At 61.1% G+C, this 17,404-nt stretch carries 16 protein-coding genes; 10 read left to right on the plus strand and 6 right to left on the minus strand.

Annotated elements, in window-relative coordinates:
- Positions 1 to 85: 85 nt before the first annotated feature.
- The 8 genes from pflB to FFA61_RS05585 all read left to right on the plus strand — a co-directional run bounded on the left by pflB (position 86) and on the right by FFA61_RS05585 (position 8,469).
- On the plus strand, positions 86 to 2,200 hold the full coding sequence (pflB, locus tag FFA61_RS05550; RefSeq protein WP_040314166.1) for a formate C-acetyltransferase: 2,115 nt from the start codon (positions 86 to 88) through the stop codon (positions 2,198 to 2,200).
- 76 nt (positions 2,201 to 2,276) lie between these two features.
- Positions 2,277 to 2,528 (plus strand): autonomous glycyl radical cofactor GrcA2, encoded by a 252-nt coding sequence (gene grcA2 / locus FFA61_RS05555; RefSeq protein WP_005964370.1) that lies wholly within the window; start codon positions 2,277 to 2,279, stop codon positions 2,526 to 2,528.
- Positions 2,529 to 2,744: 216 nt separating this feature from the next.
- Positions 2,745 to 3,566: a pyruvate formate-lyase-activating protein gene (gene pflA, locus FFA61_RS05560; protein ID WP_051057886.1), complete on the plus strand. Its 822-nt coding sequence runs from the start codon at positions 2,745 to 2,747 to the stop codon at positions 3,564 to 3,566.
- Positions 3,567 to 3,761: 195 nt separating this feature from the next.
- A complete protein-coding gene (locus FFA61_RS05565) occupies positions 3,762 to 4,187 on the plus strand; it encodes a hypothetical protein (protein ID WP_040314168.1) in 426 nt (141 codons plus the stop codon).
- 128 nt (positions 4,188 to 4,315) lie between these two features.
- Entirely contained in the window at positions 4,316 to 5,080 is a 765-nt protein-coding gene (locus FFA61_RS05570) for a hypothetical protein (RefSeq protein ID WP_005964379.1), read from the plus strand.
- A 12-nt stretch (positions 5,081 to 5,092) separates the two neighbouring features.
- The gene (locus FFA61_RS05575; protein ID WP_005964381.1) at positions 5,093 to 6,406 is read left to right on the plus strand and encodes a hypothetical protein; all 1,314 of its coding nucleotides are present in this window, start codon (positions 5,093 to 5,095) and stop codon (positions 6,404 to 6,406) included.
- Positions 6,407 to 6,800: 394 nt separating this feature from the next.
- Positions 6,801 to 8,261, plus strand: coding sequence for an NAD(P)/FAD-dependent oxidoreductase (locus tag FFA61_RS05580; protein ID WP_005964383.1), 1,461 nt, complete (start codon positions 6,801 to 6,803; stop codon positions 8,259 to 8,261).
- 25 nt (positions 8,262 to 8,286) lie between these two features.
- Positions 8,287 to 8,469, plus strand: a complete 183-nt coding sequence (locus FFA61_RS05585; protein WP_005964386.1) for a hypothetical protein — start codon at positions 8,287 to 8,289, stop codon at positions 8,467 to 8,469.
- Positions 8,470 to 8,604: 135 nt separating this feature from the next.
- Here FFA61_RS05585 and FFA61_RS05590 read toward each other — a convergent pair whose 3' ends face one another.
- Positions 8,605 to 9,942, minus strand: a complete 1,338-nt coding sequence (locus FFA61_RS05590; protein WP_005964389.1) for a C1 family peptidase — start codon at positions 9,940 to 9,942, stop codon at positions 8,605 to 8,607.
- Positions 9,943 to 10,082: 140 nt separating this feature from the next.
- On the opposite strand from FFA61_RS05590, the gene FFA61_RS05595 reads away from it, so the two are divergent.
- Positions 10,083 to 10,982, plus strand: a complete 900-nt coding sequence (locus FFA61_RS05595; RefSeq protein ID WP_005964392.1) for an aldose-1-epimerase — start codon at positions 10,083 to 10,085, stop codon at positions 10,980 to 10,982.
- Positions 10,983 to 11,130: 148 nt separating this feature from the next.
- Here FFA61_RS05595 and FFA61_RS05600 read toward each other — a convergent pair whose 3' ends face one another.
- The 5 genes from FFA61_RS05600 to FFA61_RS05620 form a co-directional block, all read right to left on the minus strand.
- The gene (locus FFA61_RS05600; protein ID WP_005964395.1) at positions 11,131 to 11,913 is read right to left on the minus strand and encodes a 16S rRNA (uracil(1498)-N(3))-methyltransferase; all 783 of its coding nucleotides are present in this window, start codon (positions 11,911 to 11,913) and stop codon (positions 11,131 to 11,133) included.
- Positions 11,910 to 13,025 (minus strand): molecular chaperone DnaJ, encoded by a 1,116-nt coding sequence (gene dnaJ, locus FFA61_RS05605; protein WP_005964397.1) that lies wholly within the window; start codon positions 13,023 to 13,025, stop codon positions 11,910 to 11,912. The genes FFA61_RS05600 and dnaJ overlap by 4 nt, the downstream gene beginning before the upstream one ends.
- 67 nt (positions 13,026 to 13,092) lie before the next feature.
- Positions 13,093 to 14,112: a heat-inducible transcriptional repressor HrcA gene (gene hrcA, locus FFA61_RS05610; protein ID WP_005964400.1), complete on the minus strand. Its 1,020-nt coding sequence runs from the start codon at positions 14,110 to 14,112 to the stop codon at positions 13,093 to 13,095.
- Between the two features lie 103 nt (positions 14,113 to 14,215).
- Complete coding sequence (locus FFA61_RS05615; RefSeq protein ID WP_040314354.1) at positions 14,216 to 15,016, minus strand: DUF3097 family protein; 801 nt, start codon at positions 15,014 to 15,016, stop codon at positions 14,216 to 14,218.
- Positions 15,017 to 15,243: 227 nt separating this feature from the next.
- A complete protein-coding gene (locus tag FFA61_RS05620; RefSeq protein ID WP_005964406.1) occupies positions 15,244 to 17,211 on the minus strand; it encodes an OPT family oligopeptide transporter in 1,968 nt (655 codons plus the stop codon).
- Between FFA61_RS05620 and FFA61_RS09190 the strand changes: the two genes are divergently transcribed.
- Positions 17,144 to 17,332 carry a hypothetical protein gene (locus FFA61_RS09190; protein ID WP_165544467.1) on the plus strand — a complete coding sequence of 63 codons (189 nt, stop codon included), beginning with the start codon at positions 17,144 to 17,146 and terminating at the stop codon, positions 17,330 to 17,332. The two genes, FFA61_RS05620 and FFA61_RS09190, sit on opposite strands and share 68 nt — an antisense overlap.
- The last annotated feature ends 72 nt before the right edge of the window (positions 17,333 to 17,404 follow it).

Below are 17,404 nucleotides of genomic sequence, written 5' to 3' on the forward strand. Positions count from 1 at the left end.
GTGCCGATCCGGCATGAGTTGGACATTCATCCACATCCTCGGCCCGACACCACAAGGCCGTGGATACACACCGAGAAGAGGAATGATGACGACAGAGCAGAACGCTCCTATCGAAGCCGAAGCCTGGGCTGGTTTCACAACCGGCAACTGGGACAAGGAAATCGACGTCCGCGACTTCATCCAGCGCAACTACACCCCGTACGAGGGCGATGCCTCCTTCCTCGCCGGTCCGACCAAGAAGACCCTGAGAGTCTGGGACACCCTCGAAAAGGAATACCTCAGCGAAGAACGCAAGGTCCGCATCCTCGACGTCGACACCCACACCCCCGCCGATATCGACGCCTTCAAGCCCGGCTACATCTCCTCCGACGATGACGTCGTCGTCGGTCTTCAGACCGATACTCCCCTCAAGCGCGCAATGATGCCCAACGGCGGCTGGCGCATGGTCGAGACCGCAATCAAGGAGGCCGGCAAAGAGGTCGACCTCGAGGTCAAGAAGATCTTCACCCAGTACCGCAAGACCCACAACGACGCGGTCTTCGACATCTACACCCCGCGCATTCGCGCTGCCCGTTCTTCGCACATCATCACCGGGCTTCCCGACGCTTACGGGCGCGGCCGCATCATCGGCGACTACCGCCGAGTCGCCCTCTACGGCGTCGACAAGCTCATCGAATGGAAGCAGGCCGATAAGGACCGTTACGCTGACCAACCCTTCTCCGAGCACTGGGCCCGCTACCGCGAAGAGCACTCCGAGCAGATCAAGGCTCTCAAGAAGCTCAAGAAGATGGCGGCCGACTACGGTTTCGATATCTCCGGCCCGGCGAAGACTGCGAAGGAAGCGGTCCAGTGGACCTACTTCGGCTACCTCGCTTCCGTGAAGTCCCAGGACGGCGCGGCCATGTCGATTGGCCGTCTCTCAGCCTTCTTCGACTGCTACTTCGAGCGCGACCTCAAGGCCGGTCTCATCACCGAAGCCGATGCCCAGGAAATCATTGATGCTCTCGTCATTAAGCTGCGCATCACCCGCTTCCTGCGCACCATCGACTACGACCAGATCTTCTCGGGCGACCCCTACTGGGCGACCTGGTCCGACGCCGGCTTCGGCGACGACGGGCGCACCCTGGTCACCAAGACCTCCTTCCGTCTCCTCCAGACCCTTCGCAACCTCGGCCCCGCTCCGGAGCCGAACATCACGATCTTCTGGGACGAGAACCTGCCGAAGGGCTACAAGGAGTTCTGCGCCGCTATTTCGATCGAGACCTCGTCCATCCAGTACGAGTCCGATGGTCAGATCCGCGAGCACTGGGGAGATGACGCCGCCATCGCATGCTGCGTCTCCCCGATGAAGGTCGGCAAGCAGATGCAGTTCTTCGGTGCGCGCGTCAACGCCGCTAAGGCTCTCCTCTACGCGATCAACGGCGGACGCGATGAGATGAGCGGCAAGCAGGTCGTCCAGGGCTACGCCCCCATCAGCGGTGACGCCCCTCTCGACTTCGACGAGGTCTGGGCGAAGTACGAAGAGATGCTGGACTGGGTTGTCGGCACCTACGTTGAAGCCCTCAACATCATCCACTACTGCCACGACCGCTACGCCTACGAGTCCATCGAAATGGCGCTGCACGACTCCGAGATCGTGCGCACCATGGGCTGCGGCATCGCGGGCCTGTCGATCGTTGCCGACTCCCTCGCGGCCATCAAGTACGCGAAGGTGACCCCGGTGCGCGACGAAACCGGCCTGATCGTCGACTACGTCACCGAGGGAGAGTTCCCGACCTACGGCAACGATGACGACCGCGCCGACGACATCGCCGCGACCATCGTTCACACGATCATGGACAAGATCCGTCAGATCCCCATGTACCGTGACGCGATCCCGACCCAGTCGGTGCTCACGATCACCTCCAATGTCGTCTACGGCAAGGCCACGGGCAACTTCCCCTCGGGTCACCGTGCGGGCACCCCCTTCGCCCCCGGTGCCAACCCGGAGAACGGCATTGACACGCACGGCATGGTCGCCTCCATGCTCTCGGTCGGCAAGCTCGACTACAACGATGCGCTCGACGGCATCTCACTGACGAATACGATCACGCCCTCCGGCCTTGGCCGTACCAAGGATGAGCAGATCGAGAATCTCGTCGGTATCCTCGACGCGGGCTTCGTGCCCGACGACAGCTGCGAGATGATCGTTCAGAAGTGACCATTCCTGTGGGAGGGCCACCCATGCCCTCCCACAGGACCACCTCACCACCACCCCTGAGAAGGAGAAATAAGAAATGACTGTCAAGACCTACGAAGAGCGCCTCGCCGATATGAAGGCCGCCCGCGAAGAGCGCGGCGAGAACGACGGCCTCTACCACGCCAATATCAATGTCCTTGACCGCGCCACCCTCGAAGACGCGATCGAGCACCCCGAGAAGTACCCGAACCTCACGGTCCGCGTCTCCGGCTACGCCGTGAACTTCGTCAAGCTCACCCGTGAGCAGCAGCTCGACGTGCTCTCCCGCACCTTCCACCACTCCGCCTGAGCCGTAGCGGCTCGGCTGTCAGTGAGTGAACGCTTCGTGGGGCGCAGACCAATGGTTCTGCGCCCCACAAGCATCCCCCACTCTTTTCAATGAGGAATGATGACGACACCGCTTTCCGCAGGCATCCCCGTTGGCGACGGCTCCAGTATTGTCGCCAGAGCCCGCCGCAGCGCTGACGACGACAAACAGCTTCGCGACCAGGACTTCCAAGCACCCATGTCGCGTGCTCTCGGCCTGGGCACGGCGGGTCTTGTTGAGCTCACCGAGATCGAACGCCATGAGCGCCTGACTCGTATGCGCGAAGGAACCCTCGGCTCCGTACACTCCTGGGAGCTCGTCACCGCAGTCGACGGCCCGGGCACTCGTCTCACTGTCTTCCTCAATGGATGTGGCCTGCGCTGCCTCTACTGTCACAACCCCGACACCTTCCTCATGAAGGACGGCGCCCCTGTCTCCAGTGACGAGATCCTTGGCCGTATCCGCCGCTACCGGCGCATCTTCCGCGCCACGGGCGGGGGGATCACCATCTCGGGCGGCGAAGCCATGATGCAACCGGAGTTCGTGCGCCGAATCTTCCACGGCGCCAAGGAAATGGGCGTCCACACCTGCCTGGACACCTCCGGCTTCCTCGGCGTCAACTGCGACGACGACATCCTCGACCACCTCGACCTGTGCCTGCTCGACGTCAAATCCGGCCTACCGGACACCTACAAGCGAGTCACCTCAGGAGAATTGCAGCCGACCATTGATTTCGGCGACCGATTGGCCGCCCGCGGCACCACCCGCGTGTGGATCCGCTTCGTCCTCGTCCCGGGGCTAACGGACGACTGGGACAACATCCACGCGATCGGCGAGATCATCAGCAAGTGGAAAAACGTCATCGACCGCGTCGAAGTCCTCCCCTTCCACCAGATGGGCCGCGACAAGTGGCACTCCCTGGGACTGAAGTACGAGTTGGAGGAGACGAAGCCCCCGACGCCGGAGGCGACCGCAAAGATCCGTGAATACTTCGAGTCCCTGGGCTTCGAGGTGCACTGAACCGGACCGGACCGCCCGGCTCTACCCAGGAGCCCGTGAACTCATCACAGAGCCGCCCCCGCGAATGCGGGGGCGGCTTGTATTTCGTAGCGATGGAACACGGTTCCCTCCCCATCCACTCAGGCCTGTGTTCTGTTTCATAGATCTGATACGCTCGAAGTGTTCTCGTCTATTCGCGAGCATCAGGAGACGAAGATGTCCATCTTCTCACCCCTCGGCCCCGCCGCTCTCGTTGGAGTGAGCCTCGCCGCCATCGCCCTGACGGCCAGCGCATGTTCCCCCTTGACTCCGAAGGAGGACGCCGTTCAGAGTTCTGCTCAGAGCTCCGCCGAGGATACTGATCAAAGCGCTTCGCAGATCGGCAACTGTCGAATCATTCCACTGAGCGGAGTCAGTCCAGACACTCTCGAAGAGTTCTGCGAACTCTTCCCTGAAACAAAAACTGTACCGAACGATGTTCTTCTAGAAGAGCTCACTAAAGAAGTCGAGGACGCCGAGACAATGGGCATAACGCCCGAGGAGTACTTCAGAAATGCCATTGAGGCGGTTCGCATGAACGACGAGGCCATGCGGAGGGCCGTAGAAGAAGCGACCGGAGACGCCCCCGCACAATCGCACTGAAGCATCTTCACGATCAACATCCCGCAAACTCCTGAACCCGCACCTTCCCGGATATCTTCGTCGTCTTCTCCGAAGATTCGACAGTATTAAACAAAAGTTCCTCATCCCACTGATTGAGAGGTCCAAGGATGAACCGCACGCTCTTCAAAACAATAGTAGTGCTCACCCTTTCCCTTCTCGCCATTATCGGCACTACTCCGCCAACGAGCGCTAACGATCGGGACTTGGTAGACAAACTTATCGAAGTTTATCCCTCATTGAAAGAAGTGCCCGCAGATGAGATTCTTAGCGATTTTAAGAATCAGGCCGAGGAAGCTGGCCTGCCCCCCGATCAATTCCTAGCACAAATCATTGAAGCAACTCGCCTCAACGACGAGGCAATGCGCCAATCAACCGGCAGACAAGCACCCAGCGATTCAGGCGATACCCGGACACGCGCAGCGTACCCCAACCTTCCGGATTCCTATTACAAGGGCGACATCTATATCAGCCCCTCGACTCATGTTTTCAATCACGGGCATACCGGAATCTACGGCGACACCTACTGGGTCGTCGAGGCAAGCGGTCCCAACACCCTCAGCAATTGGCATTACACGAATGAAATCGCAGGGCCATCCGGCACGAAACTCTTCGAAACAACATTGAGCCAGCACGCTCAGAACCTCGCCGCCGACTACGCCTATACGTCCTTAAGAGGATACCCCTACCCAACAGTTCCGGCGAGCAGGCGAAACCTTCATCCAAACACCCTCACATGCTCTCAGCTCGTCTGGCTCGCCTATCTGCGAACCACCGGAGTCGATCTCGACGGGAGCGAATCCATTCCGGGATTTATCTTTCCCTACGATATCGAAAAATCCCCCTATACGAAACAGAACTGGGAAGTACAATAGAGGTTGTAAGAAATGACGAGGAACACACGCGCCCTTCTCCCCCTTCTCATCCTGAGTACTCTCGGCCTCGCTAGCGCCTGCACGCCCCTGTTTTCCGCGAGTGATCCGGACGCCCCTCAAAGCTCGTCGGCAGACGGAGCCGAGGCATCGATCACCGCTTCTGAGGAGGATTTCGCCCTCGACGATGCGGTTCTCGCCATCCAGCTCAGCGGCAGGGTCACTCCCCTTTACGGCGAGGGGTCGAAAGGCTACCTCGCCCTCGTGAATGAGAAGGGTGCGGCGCGCGTTCGCGAAACGGGGATCATGGAGTACGCGACTCCGCTGTGGACCGAGGACGGCCTGTACTTCGGCATGCCCGATCACGAAGGGTTCATCGACGGCTCGGGCCTCCATCTCCAAGAGCGCCGCCATCAGTACCACGAACTCGATCGCTACCCCCACCCGCACGACGGCGGTTACACGACCTTCTACAACCAAGGGGGAAATGGCACCGACTTCATCCAATATCTCGTCCACGGCGACTCCGAAGGATTCACAGGAGTCGAGGCGCCCGGAGTATTCACCAACTTCGGCTCCTGCGACGGCCGCTTCTTCATGATCGGCGAAACATCGTGGGCACCCTCCCTCAGGGACGAGGCGATTGCACACCTTTCTCCGGACATCGTTGCAGACGAGGGGGCGCACTACCAATTCCTCGCCGAGCTCCTCCCCTCAGACCCCGATGAACCCGTAAGAGTACTCGCGAGCGCCCCCCTGGACGAGCAGAGCTTCAGCGGCTCGAAGCACATCGCCTGCCGGGAGAATCAGGTCTACTTCCCCGGCTTCCGGCGCCTTGAGGCGCATCCGGCGCCCGAGGAGAGGGACAAGCGGAAGCAGGGCTCTCCCGCGTTCATCGTCTGGAACCTCACCGACGGAACACGCTCCGTCGTACCGTGGGTTGATGAAGCTGGGGTCCCCATCAGCCTGCGAGCCGATGACCTCACGAATCCCGAATTCCTCCAAGACGGCAAGACCGCCTATGTCGTCCTCTTCGACGGCAGAGGATTCGTTGTCGATCTGGACAGCGCCATCGCCCGCCAGGCGTTCACGGCGACGAACACCGGCCCCGACTTCTGGCCACAGAGCTTCCATTTGACGAGGAACTACGCCTACGCCCTCGACTACGGGGAGGATCCCGGTCAGGTTCTGGAACTCGCCCGCTACGACTGGGCGAAAGGACGCAAGGAGAGCCTCCTCACCATCGACTCCCTCGGCCCGCATCGGGAGGAATCCGTCGTTGAAGGAATCGCTGTGAACCCGTCGTGGCTGAGCACGATTGAAGACTGACTCCTTCGATTCTCGCATGTTCGCCGCTGCATCCCGCTTCGTCCCCGCAGCGCGATGGGCTCGCCGCTGATCCGCTCAAGACTCCGGCCTCGCAGGCCGAGACTCAGGCAGCCGGGGCACACTTCCGGAACTGAGCGCAATGCCACTCGGCGGAATGGCGTCCAGTCTGCTCCCGGGGTAAGGCCCTTCCTCGCAATTCAGGATCGAATAAGGCGCAATCGGGACTTACATCGCTGACGTATACCGGCCTGAATGCGCAGATTCATGCGACTCTCGCGGTTCACGAAGGCGAAAATGGGTCATTAGTCCCAACTTCTGCTTTCTGTGGATATACTTGGACCTGCGGCGGTCAGGAAGCCGACGCAGATTCCTAAGAACCGAGGTGCACACAACCATGGCACGTGTCGTTGTACTCGGCGCCGGTGTCGCAGGCCATACAGCCGCCCAACACCTGCGTCGAATGCTCTCCAAGCAGCACGAAGTCGTCGTCATCAGTCCCAACTCCCAATGGAATTGGATCCCTTCGAATATTTGGGTCGGAACGGGCCGAATGGACAAGTCAAAGGTCCTCTTCCCGCTCCGCCCCGTCTACGACAAGAAGGGCATCATCTTCCACCAGGCAAAGGCCTTCGAAATCTACCCGGAGGGCCGGGGCGAAGACGAAACCCCCGTCGTCAAGATCGAATACACCGATCCGAGTAAGGCCGGCACCACCGACTTCATCGCTTACGACTACCTCATCAACGCAACAGGCCCGAAGCTCAACTTCGATGCCACCCCCGGCCTCGGCCCGGACAATGGCGGCAACTCGCTGTCCGTGTGCACCGCCGATCACGCGGATGAGACTCAAAAGGAACTGAAGAAGATTATCGAGGCCGCCAAGGCGGGCAAGCCTCAGCGCCTCGTCATCGGCACCGGCCACGGCACCTGCACCTGTCAGGGTGCCGCCTTCGAATACGCCTTCAATGTCGAGTTCGAACTTCGCGAAGCCGGTGTGCGCGACCTGTGCGAGGTCGTCTACATCACCAACGAATACGAGCTCGGTGACTTCGGCGTCGGAGGAATGCGTTTCAAGCAGAACGGCTTCATGACGACTTCCCAGCTGTGGACCGAATCCCTGTTCCGCGAACGCGGCGTCAAAGCCATTTCCGGTGCTGCCGTCAAGCGAGTCAACAAGGGCAGCCTCGTCTACGAGACCCTCGACGGAAGCGAGCACGAACTCGACTTCGACTTCGCGATGCTCCTCCCACCATTCTCGGGCCATCCCTTCAAGGCTTTCGCCAAGGACGGATCGGATATTACGAGCACGATCTTCGCCCCCTCCGGCTTCATGAAGGTCGATGCCGACTACTCCGGTAAGGCCTACGAAGACTGGGATGCCGAAGACTGGCCCAAGACCTACCAGAACCCCACCTACGACAATCTCTTCGCAGCGGGTATCTCCTTCGCGCCGCCGCACCAGATCTCGAAGCCCCGTTCAACCCCGAACGGCACCCCGGTCGCCCCGGCTCCGCCGCGCACGGGTCAGCCCTCCGGCACCATTGGCCGCACGGTTGCTGAAACCATCGTCGACCGCATCAAGGGCAAGAACAAGCCAGCGAAGCGCGCATCGATGACCGAAATGGGCGCCTCATGTGTCGCATCGACCGGTGCGAGTCTTATGAGCGGTTCCGCAGCCGCGATGATCATGTACCCGATCGTGCCCGATGAGAAGAAGTATCCTCTGACAGGACGCCACCCCTATCACACCCGTGGTGAGATCGGCCTCTTCGGTCACTGGATCAAGTTCATGCTCCACTACCTGTTCATTCACAAGGCCAAAGGCCGCATCGGCTGGACCCTGATCCCCGAGTGATCCTGTTTCCCAAAGGAGAAGATCGATGAGTGATAAGCCTTCAGTCGAAGAGCTCGATCCGGAGCAGCAGACACGGATTCAGCGCGCGCCCCTGCCGACGCCCGCAACGCTGCGTCATCGCCGCAATAAGATCTACCAGCTGGGCAAGTTCATTGTCATGAACCTGCGCATCATGGACATCGTCTTGCGCGAAAAGCTCGCAAAGTAGAGCACGAGTCGAAGAGGGGGAGGCTAAGGCCTTCCCCTCTTCTCTTCACGTAGTCTTTTTGCTGCTCAGGTACTCCCCTGTGCTCGCACACGCCTCGAAGCGACGAGCACACATGAGAGCGCACATCGCGAGCGATCAGGCGAGAGTCCCCATCGGATCCCACGCCGGCAAGACTAGGGGCTCGGAGGTCACAGCGGGCCTGAGCTCATCTGGCAGCTCACTGATCTTCACGACGACCTCAAAGACGTATTCGCTGAACCAGGCGTCATCCATGGTGAAGAACCCCTTCTCCCCCACGTCCTCGCCCCAGGAATTCTCAACGCGCCAACGGCGCGGGTGCCCGTCCTCGTCGATATCGACTCCGGTGAAGAGCATGGCGTGATTCATCGCGGACTCGCCACTGAGGACGCGCTGCTCCTTCGTTGTCTTCAAGTCGACGCCGAAGAGTCCCGAATAGTCGTGCAGCTCCTCGACGAGCAGACCAAGATCGCGCTCGGACTGCTGGGAAACATCCGCGCCGAACCAGACCGGCTCACCTCGGGCGATCATCCGCGAGGCGATCTTCTTGATCGTCGCCATCTCGGTATTGATGTAGCGGATCTGTCGCCCTCCGATGACATTGCCCAGATGCTCGACCGTGAGCGCCTGCCCTTTGGCGTGTGCGCGACGAGGATCATCCACGAGGCACACGTATTCGCTCAGGTCAACACCGACATAACGATCAAAGAACTCCTTCGGGGTCACGGTCCCGTCACGGTGGAATTCTCCCGCATCATCGCGCCACTCCCAGTCGAAGGAACGCGGAGGCTCCCCCAGGCAGATCACGAGGATGCGCCACACGGCATCGAGGACCGTGGAGATCAAGGCCTCGACCTCTTCTGGCGAGGCGCCGGAGGCGAGGAGCTCGCGCACCTCGAGGGCGCTGCGGCGCAGCAAAACCTGCAGGCGTGTATTCATCCGAGAAGTATTCGAAGAGGACTGTGTCTCAGGCATCGCCTCCTTGGGGACCAGCCCGTGCTTCTGGTAGAGAGAGACCGCCATATCCCACTGGCCGCCGTCACCTAAAACCTCCGATAAGAGGAATTGCACGAGGCGAGAATCCACAGGCTCGGAGGCGCATGCGACCATGTCCCTGAGGAAATAGTTCGCGCGCTCCAATTTGTCGAAGAACAACACATAGTTCTGGGAGAACTCGAAGTCTTTCACCCCAATGCGCTCGCGCGTCGTATCGCGCAAAAGATTGAGTGAAGAGAACAGCCAGCAGCGTCCCGACTTCTTCTGCGAGGTCGCCTTCCACTGATCGAGGCGATGGGACATCACAGTGGGCGTTCCCACGACTTTCGCACGGTCAAGGCAAGCCGCATCAATCCCGGCATTGGTCACCGCATTGCGTGCGATACGGCTCGCCTCATCACCGGTGCTCGCAAAGAGCGCGTCGAGACGAGCAGAGTCTAGTTCATCGATCAGAGCCATTGAGTCAGCACAGTCCTTCCGTACACGAGTACCCTTGTGGGGTTCTCCCCGATGCTACCTGCCGTGCGTGCCAGGCGGTGAGTGGGCCTCGAGCGCCCTAAAATGGGGCGCTGAGAAGTTTTACCGATGAAGGAGTCCCCATGAGCACGCGCAGCGCATCCGGCCGTGAGATCGTTCTTGAATCCGGCGATTATCGGGCCAGGATCGTCACCGTCGGTGCTGGCCTGGCGGGATTGTCGCTCGCGGGCCACGATCTCGTCATTCCCCACAGTGTTGAGGAGATCCCTGCGGGTCATCTGGGCAAAATGCTCCTCCCCTGGCCCAATCGCATCGCGGATTCCACCTATGAGTGGAATGGGGCGCGTTACGAGGTCGATCGCACTGAGCGTTCAACGGGGGCTGCTCTCCACGGCCTCATGTCCTGGGTGGAGTGGGACATCGTTCACGCGGATCAGGACTCTGCGACCCTCGGGGCTTTCCTTGCGCCCCGTAAGGGCTATCCCTGGGCGCTCGAAACCTGGGTCACCTATGCGCTGAACGCGGATTCGGGTCTGAGCGTCAGCGTGCACACGAAGAACATTGGGACTCAGGCCGCCCCTTACGGGGTCTCCTCCCACCCGTATGTGACTCTCAACGGGGCCCCTAATGATTCTTATGAGCTCTCTATTCCTGCCACGAGCATCCTCGAGGTCGACGAGAAGCTCACCCCCGTGGGCAAACGCCCGGTCGCTGAAATGGGACGCGATTTCACCCGGCCGCGCATTCTTGGCGATTTAACCATTGATCATGCCTTCACTGATTTGCCTGAAGGCGAATGGACTGTGACGATCCGCGACCCAGAAAGCGGCATGAGTGTTGCTTTGAGTTCTGATGCGAAGTGGGTGCAGGTTTACACGGCGGAGGTCCTGGATCGCGAGGGCATTGCGGTGGAGCCGATGACCTGCCCGCCGAACGCCTTCAACTCTCATGAGGATCTCATTGTGCTTGAGCCCGGGCACTCGCATACTTTGACCTTCTCAATCAGGGGTTCTTTGTCCTGATCTTCGTATGCTCCTCCTGGTCCCCATTGCTGGGGCTTCTTGTACTGGGGCTTGTTGAACAGCGGGGCTTTCGGGTGGCACCCCTGCATCTGAAAGCAGGCTCCACTCGTGCACCTGGACGCGGGTTTCGAAGCCTCGAAACCCGCGCTCAGAGGCGATTGAGGGCCGCGCTCAGCAAGGTCAGGCACACTGCGCCCGCAGTCGATGAGCGTAAAACATTACGACCAAGGCCGATGAGCTCGGCCCCCGCCTGCTCAAAGGCTGAAGTCTCCTCCGGGCAGATCCCGCCCTCGGGTCCCACGATGATCCAGATTTCACCGCCAGGCTCGCATTCGGTGAGCGGATGAGTCCGCAAATGCACGCTCAGCGTCTCAACTGCTTCTTCATGACAGATGAAGGCGCGTCCGCCCTGGCAGATGAGCGTCTCAATACCTTGAAGGAGTCCTCGGCTATCGACCACGTCCTCGACGAGGGGAACCCAGGCGCGACGAGCCTGCTTGGCTGCGGCACGCACCGTGTTCTCCCACTTCGCCCGCCCCTTCTTCGCCTTTGCTCCCGCCCAGCGCACGATCGTACGATCCGATTGCCATGGGATGACACCGTCAATGCCGATCGCCGTGCAGATCTCAATCGCCTGTTCATCGCGTCCGCCCTTGGCCAGGGCTTGAACGAGGACGAGTCGGACGCGGGGGGCCTCTTCGTACTCGAGGGAGAGAAGACGACAATCGAGTCCCTGTTTATCAGCCGAGACGACTTCGCACAGGGCTCGGGTTCCATGTCCGTCGACCAGATCAAGGCCCTCGCCCTCACGGATCCGACGAACTGTCGCCGCGTGTCGTCCCTCCTCAGCTCCGAGGCGCAACACCTCGCCGGGCTGAACCTGCGAAAGCTCGCTGGCAGGATCGCTGAAGTAGAAGACGGGCCTGGTCACTGTCCGGCGAACTTCTCTTTGAGTTTTTCAAACATCGAGTGATCGCGACGCTGGGGTTCAACCCTTCCTTCTTTGCGCAGTGCCGCGAGTTCTTCGAGGAGTTCACGCGAACGCGCATCCAGTTTCTTCGGGATCTCCACTTCAATGTGAACGTGGAGATTACCGCGTCCGGGACGTTGGAGGCGTCCGACGCCGAGCTCTTTGAGAATGATCTCTTCACCGGGCTGAGTGCCCGCGGGGATCGTCACCGTGCGCTCCCCGTCGAATGTTGACAACATGAAGTCGGTACCAAGAGCGGCCGTGGTCATCGGGATTGTGGTCCACATGTGCAAGTCATCCCCGCGGCGCACGAATACCTCATCTGTGAGTTCGCGGATCTCCAGGTAGAGGTCTCCTTGTGGACCGCCACCAGGACCGACCTCGGCCTTATTCGGAACCCTGATCCGCGTGCCCTCAGTGACGCCGGCGGGAATGTCGATCGGATAGCTCCGGCGTGAACGAACTCGTCCCTGACCAGCGCATTCCTGGCAGGGGGAAGAGATGATCGTGCCATAGCCCCCGCAGGCCCCGCAGGCAGCGCGTGACTGCATCTGACCGAACATCGTATTGGAGATCCGCGTGACCGTGCCCGAACCGCCGCAGTTCGAGCAGGTGACCGGTTGAGTGCCCTCGGCGCACATCGAACCATGACAGGTCTCGCATTCGATATAGGTGGCGAAAGAGACTGTCTTTTGAGTGCCGAAAACCGCTTCCTTCAAGGTGATGTCCACGCCGATGAGCTGATCGGCTCCGCGCCTCCTGCGCGGGGTCGGTCCGGAGGAGGCGCCGGAAAAGCCTGAGAACATCGCATCGAAGAAGTCGGAAAAACCACCCGCGCCTTGGAAGGGGGAGGCGCCACCACGAAGTGCATCCGCACCTCCTGCATCGTAGAGACGACGCTTCTCCGGGTCGGAGAGGGCCTCATAGGCGATGGACAGCTCCTTGAAGGCCTCCTCAGATTCCGGTCCCGCATAGTCGGGATGGAGTTGGCGAGCCTTCTTGCGGTACGCCTTTTTAATCTCGTCCTGACTCGCGTCGCGGGTAACACCGAGGATCTCGTAGTAGTCGTTCACCAGGATTCGTTCCTTGCTTGGATCGGGTTGAAGAGGGCGGGGTGTGCCGAATGTGGAGGGGTGGGGCTCATCGGTCGAGGAAACGCGTGAGATAAGCGGCCACGGCCCTTACGGCGGACATCGTGCGAGCGTAGTCCATTCGTGTTGGTCCAACGATGCCGAGGTGAGCGAGTCCATCCCCTGATTGTCCGAAGGAACGATAAGTTCCTGCGACCACGCTCGCCTCAATGAGGGCGTCATGCGGGTTCTCTGTTCCGATCGACACGTGGATGTCATCGTCGGCTCCGAGCTCGGCGAAGAGCCTCATGAGGACGACTTGTTCTTCGAGGGCGTCCAGCAGGGGCGCGATGTCTCGAAAATCAATCGCCCCGCGTGCCAGGTTCGACATTCCGGCGATCGCGATCCTCGATTCGCCCGTCGCCTGGAGCAGGTCCACGAGGGCAGTGCACACGGCCTCTGCGATCATGCGCTGCGCAGGAGGGCACGCCGATAAGGCCTCGTCGATGCGGGGCAGGATCTCCTCGGCGGAGCGTCCCTCCCACAGGGCGTTGAGTTGTTCACGCAGGAGGGTGATCGTCTCTGGTGCGAGCGGAGCGGGGAACTCAAGCATGCGTTCTTCGACGTGTCCGCTCAGGGTGACGACAATGACGAGCAGGCGCGGACCGAGGTCGACGAGTTCACACCTGCGCAGGCGTTCACGGACGAGTGTTGGATATTCGACGACTGCGACCTGACGTGTGACCTGTGCGAGGAGGCGCACGGTCTTCGCGACGACCTCGTCAATATCGCAAGAGTCCGTGAGGAAGGATTCGACCGCGTTACGCTCTGGCCCGCTCATTGGTTTGACGGAGGCCAAAGAGTCGACGAATACGCGGTAGCCCTTATCGGTGGGGACTCTGCCTGCGCTCGTATGCGGCTGGTAGATGAGGCCTGCCTCCTCAAGGAGAGCCATGTCGTTGCGGATCGTCGCAGAAGAGACCCCGATGTCGTGCTGCTGGGCGATGACTTTGGAGCCGACGGGTTCGCGCGTGTGAACGTACTCGGAGACGATCGCACACAGCACGTCGAGCCTGCGATCATCGCTCATGGGCTTCCTCCTTCGCGCTCCCGGGCGGGCATTCTCAAGGCCCTGGCACTCATCACTTCCGAGTGCCAATAATACTCCTGCCCCGCAGCTTCGGCCCCAGGGCTCAGGAAAGACCCGGGGCGGTCACGAAGTCGATGAGCTCCTCAACTCTTCCAAGGAGCGCTGGCTCAAGGTCCTTGTAGTTGCGCACCCTCGATAAGATCCGCTTCCAGCCCATGGCGATATCCACCTGGTTCTCGTGGGGCCAGCCGAGTGCTTCAAGCGTCCCGTGTTTGATATCGATTCCCCGTTCAATCTGCGGCCAGGCCTCCAAGCCGAGACGAGAGGGTTTCACCGCCTGCCAAATATCCACATAGGGGTGGCCGAGGACGAGAACGCCCTCCCGCCAGCGCCGAGTCACAGCCTCGGCGATTCGTGATTCTTTCGATCCGGGGACCAGATGGTCAACGAGGACGCCAGCACGAACCCGATCATTCGGGCCGAAAACTTCAAGGACCTCTTCGAGCTTGTCGACGCCTTCGAGGAGTTGAACGACAACACCCGCTTCTGCGAGATCATCACCCCACACGTGCTGAACGAGTTCGGCGTCATGACGTCCCTCAACCCAGATCCTGGAGGCCCTGGCGACTCTGGCAGCCGACTTAGGAGCCGCGATCGAACCGGAGTTGGTCAGTGCCCGCCCCCTCGCAGTGGTGAGCCCGGAGGCATTCTTCGCCTGTTCCATTGGTGTAGGACGAGGCGGGAGGGCAATGATGGGGCGCCCCTCGAGCCAGAACCCCGCACCCAAGGGGAAAGAACGAGTCCGCCCCCTGCGGTCTTCGAGTTCGACCAGGTGTACTCCCCCGGATTTTTCCACGCGGACGACCGCGCCCACCCATGAGCTCGCCACGTCCTCGAGTACCATTCCCACTTCGAGGTGCACCCGGGTCGAACGTGGGCGGATCGCATTCGGCCCCTCACGATGGGGGTCATTGCTCAACACATCAGAGCCGTAGGGGTCGAAGAAGTCGGAAGCCACCCAGACACTGTAGCGGCCTTGGCGCCCTCTAGCCCGAAAGCCGAAAGGAAACTCCCGGCTCCCCTGGTGGGGAGCCGGGAGGCGCGAGGATCATGCGGGGAACGGGCCCTCGATCAGTGGGCCTTCGCCTTCGAGCGCATATCCTTGTACAGGTAGGTGGCGGCCGCGACGAAGAGGATCGTGCCGATCCACTGTGCCGGAGTAGCAAAGGATTCGCCGAAGAGCGCGAGCGGCGTGTCCTTGCCGGAGAAGCCGACGATGCCCGCATAGACGACGCCCCAGAGGGACTCGCCGACGATGAGGCCCGTCGCGACGAGAGTGCCCATGCGCTTGGCCTTCTCCGGATCTGTCTGGCGCTCGGCCCATTGGTCGTGCAGGAGGCCCAGGAGTGCGCCGATCGGGATCACAATGGTGATCGCCATTGGCAGGTACATGCCCATGCCGACGGCAAGACCGGGCAGGGAGAGTCTCTTCGTGGCGCGTTTGAAGACCTCATCGATGATGATGACGATCATGCCGATGAGAGCGCCGGTTCCGAGGAGGCCCCAGTTGAGGTCGCCGCCGAAGACGCCCTTGATGAGGTCGGAGATCAGGGATGCCTGAGGGGCGGCGAGAGCGTTCTGCCCGGCACCGGGAGCGCCCTGGAAGCCGAAGGCCCTGTGCATGAGGTTGAGGACCGGCGGGATGATGATCGCGCCGAAGCCGACGCCGATGATGAGGGCGAGCTGCTGCTTCCAGGGGGTTGCCCCGACGAGCTGCCCGGTCTTGAGATCCTGCAGGTTGTCATTCGAGATCGTCGCAATGCCGAAGACGAGCGCCGCGGTGAAGAGCGTGTACGCCACGAGGACGGAGAGCTCATCGCCGGTGATCGTGCCGTGAACGGCCTTCACCACGAGGGCCGCAGCGATGGCCACGAGGATGCCGACACCGGAGATCGGAGAGTTCGATGCGCCAATCAGACCGGCCATGTATCCACAGACCGAGGCGACTGCGAGGCCTGTGATGAGAATGAAAAGAATCGACACGAGGACGAGCCCGATCCAATGGTGCACGAGTGGAGTGTCCTTGAGGAACAGCCACAGCAGCACTCCGATCGGAAGCATGGACCCGATCGTCACGCCGATGACGACTTTGCCGGACAGATCCTGCTCACTGAGGGGGAGGACCTCTCCGGAAGCGCGCTTCGAGGAGGAGGCGAGAGAGTCGCGGATCCCGCCGATGATCGGGGCGAGGAGCTTGAGGAGCGTCCACACGGCCGCGACGGCGATCGCTCCGGCGCCGATGAGGCGAACCTCGGAACGGAAGATCGTTGAGACGAGTTCAGACGCACTCGCGGGGTCGCCCACCAAGCCCCAGCTGCGCATCGGGAGGAGCACGCCGTAGGAAATGAGCAGGCCGACGATCATGGCGATGCCGACAGCGATGCCAACGAGGTGGCCGACACCCAGGAGAGCGAAGGACAAGGATGCGGAAGCCATGGTGCCGCCGGCGCCGACTGTGAAGACGGTGCCGATCTCAGTGCCCACGGCCTTGGCAGAGCTAAGGATCGCGAATCCCGAGGAGGTGACTGCGCCCTTGATGATCGCAAGGAGACCCCGACGCGACTCCTCCTCACCCTCAGTGGAGTCGCCGACTCGCAGAACTTCGGCTGCGGCGACGCCCTCGGGGTATGGCAGATCGGAGTGGGTGACGAGGGCCCTGCGCAGGGGGATCGAGTACATGACGCCGAGGACTCCGCCCAAGGCGATCACGGCGACGGACTGCCAGTACGGGAAGCCCTGCCACCAGCCGATCATGACGAGACCGGGGAGGACGAAGATGATCGCGGATAGCGTTCCCGCCGCAGAAGCGATGGTCTGGACGATGTTGTTCTCTTGGACGCTGTGGTCCTTGAAGTAGCGGAGAATCGCCATCGAGATGACGGCCGCCGGGATCGAGGTCGCGAAGGTCAGGCCGGCCTTGAGGCCGAGGTAGACATTCGCGGCTGTGAAGATGATGGTGATCATGCCGCCGATGACGATTCCGCGAATCGTCAACTCCCTGATGGAGACTCCGGTCGACTCTGTTTGTGGACAAGACATTGATGGCTCTCTTCTTGTGAACTATCCCGAAAAAGCCTACACCGGCTGGGAAGAACCCTCTTCAAGGGCCGCTGGGGGCAAGCTACGATGCGGCCTCACGACAAGGCCGACGCAGCTCTGAACGGCGCCTATCGGCGAGACGCCCCGTCGGCGAGACGTCCCCTGTCCGCGATGTCGACAGGGCCGTGAGGTG

This window comes from Schaalia cardiffensis F0333 (assembly GCF_005886435.1).
Lineage (GTDB): Bacteria > Actinomycetota > Actinomycetes > Actinomycetales > Actinomycetaceae > Pauljensenia > Pauljensenia cardiffensis.

Bases quoted from the DNA above. Each gene is read 5' to 3' on its own strand.
- FFA61_RS09190 (WP_165544467.1), top strand. From the start codon at position 17,144: ATGACGATTCCGCGAATCGTCAACTCCCTGATGGAGACTCCGGTCGAC.
- FFA61_RS05580 (WP_005964383.1), top strand. From the start codon at position 6,801: ATGGCACGTGTCGTTGTACTCGGCGCCGGTGTCGCAGGCCATACAGCC.
- hrcA (WP_005964400.1), bottom strand. From the start codon at position 14,112: ATGAGCGATGATCGCAGGCTCGACGTGCTGTGTGCGATCGTCTCCGAG.
- FFA61_RS05615 (WP_040314354.1), bottom strand. From the start codon at position 15,016: ATGGTACTCGAGGACGTGGCGAGCTCATGGGTGGGCGCGGTCGTCCGC.
- FFA61_RS05620 (WP_005964406.1), bottom strand. From the start codon at position 17,211: ATGTCTTGTCCACAAACAGAGTCGACCGGAGTCTCCATCAGGGAGTTG.
- pflB (WP_040314166.1), top strand. From the start codon at position 86: ATGACGACAGAGCAGAACGCTCCTATCGAAGCCGAAGCCTGGGCTGGT.
- FFA61_RS05575 (WP_005964381.1), top strand. From the start codon at position 5,093: ATGACGAGGAACACACGCGCCCTTCTCCCCCTTCTCATCCTGAGTACT.
- FFA61_RS05565 (WP_040314168.1), top strand. From the start codon at position 3,762: ATGTCCATCTTCTCACCCCTCGGCCCCGCCGCTCTCGTTGGAGTGAGC.
- grcA2 (WP_005964370.1), top strand. From the start codon at position 2,277: ATGACTGTCAAGACCTACGAAGAGCGCCTCGCCGATATGAAGGCCGCC.
- FFA61_RS05595 (WP_005964392.1), top strand. From the start codon at position 10,083: ATGAGCACGCGCAGCGCATCCGGCCGTGAGATCGTTCTTGAATCCGGC.
- FFA61_RS05570 (WP_005964379.1), top strand. From the start codon at position 4,316: ATGAACCGCACGCTCTTCAAAACAATAGTAGTGCTCACCCTTTCCCTT.
- FFA61_RS05590 (WP_005964389.1), bottom strand. From the start codon at position 9,942: ATGGCTCTGATCGATGAACTAGACTCTGCTCGTCTCGACGCGCTCTTT.
- pflA (WP_051057886.1), top strand. From the start codon at position 2,745: ATGTCGCGTGCTCTCGGCCTGGGCACGGCGGGTCTTGTTGAGCTCACC.
- FFA61_RS05585 (WP_005964386.1), top strand. From the start codon at position 8,287: ATGAGTGATAAGCCTTCAGTCGAAGAGCTCGATCCGGAGCAGCAGACA.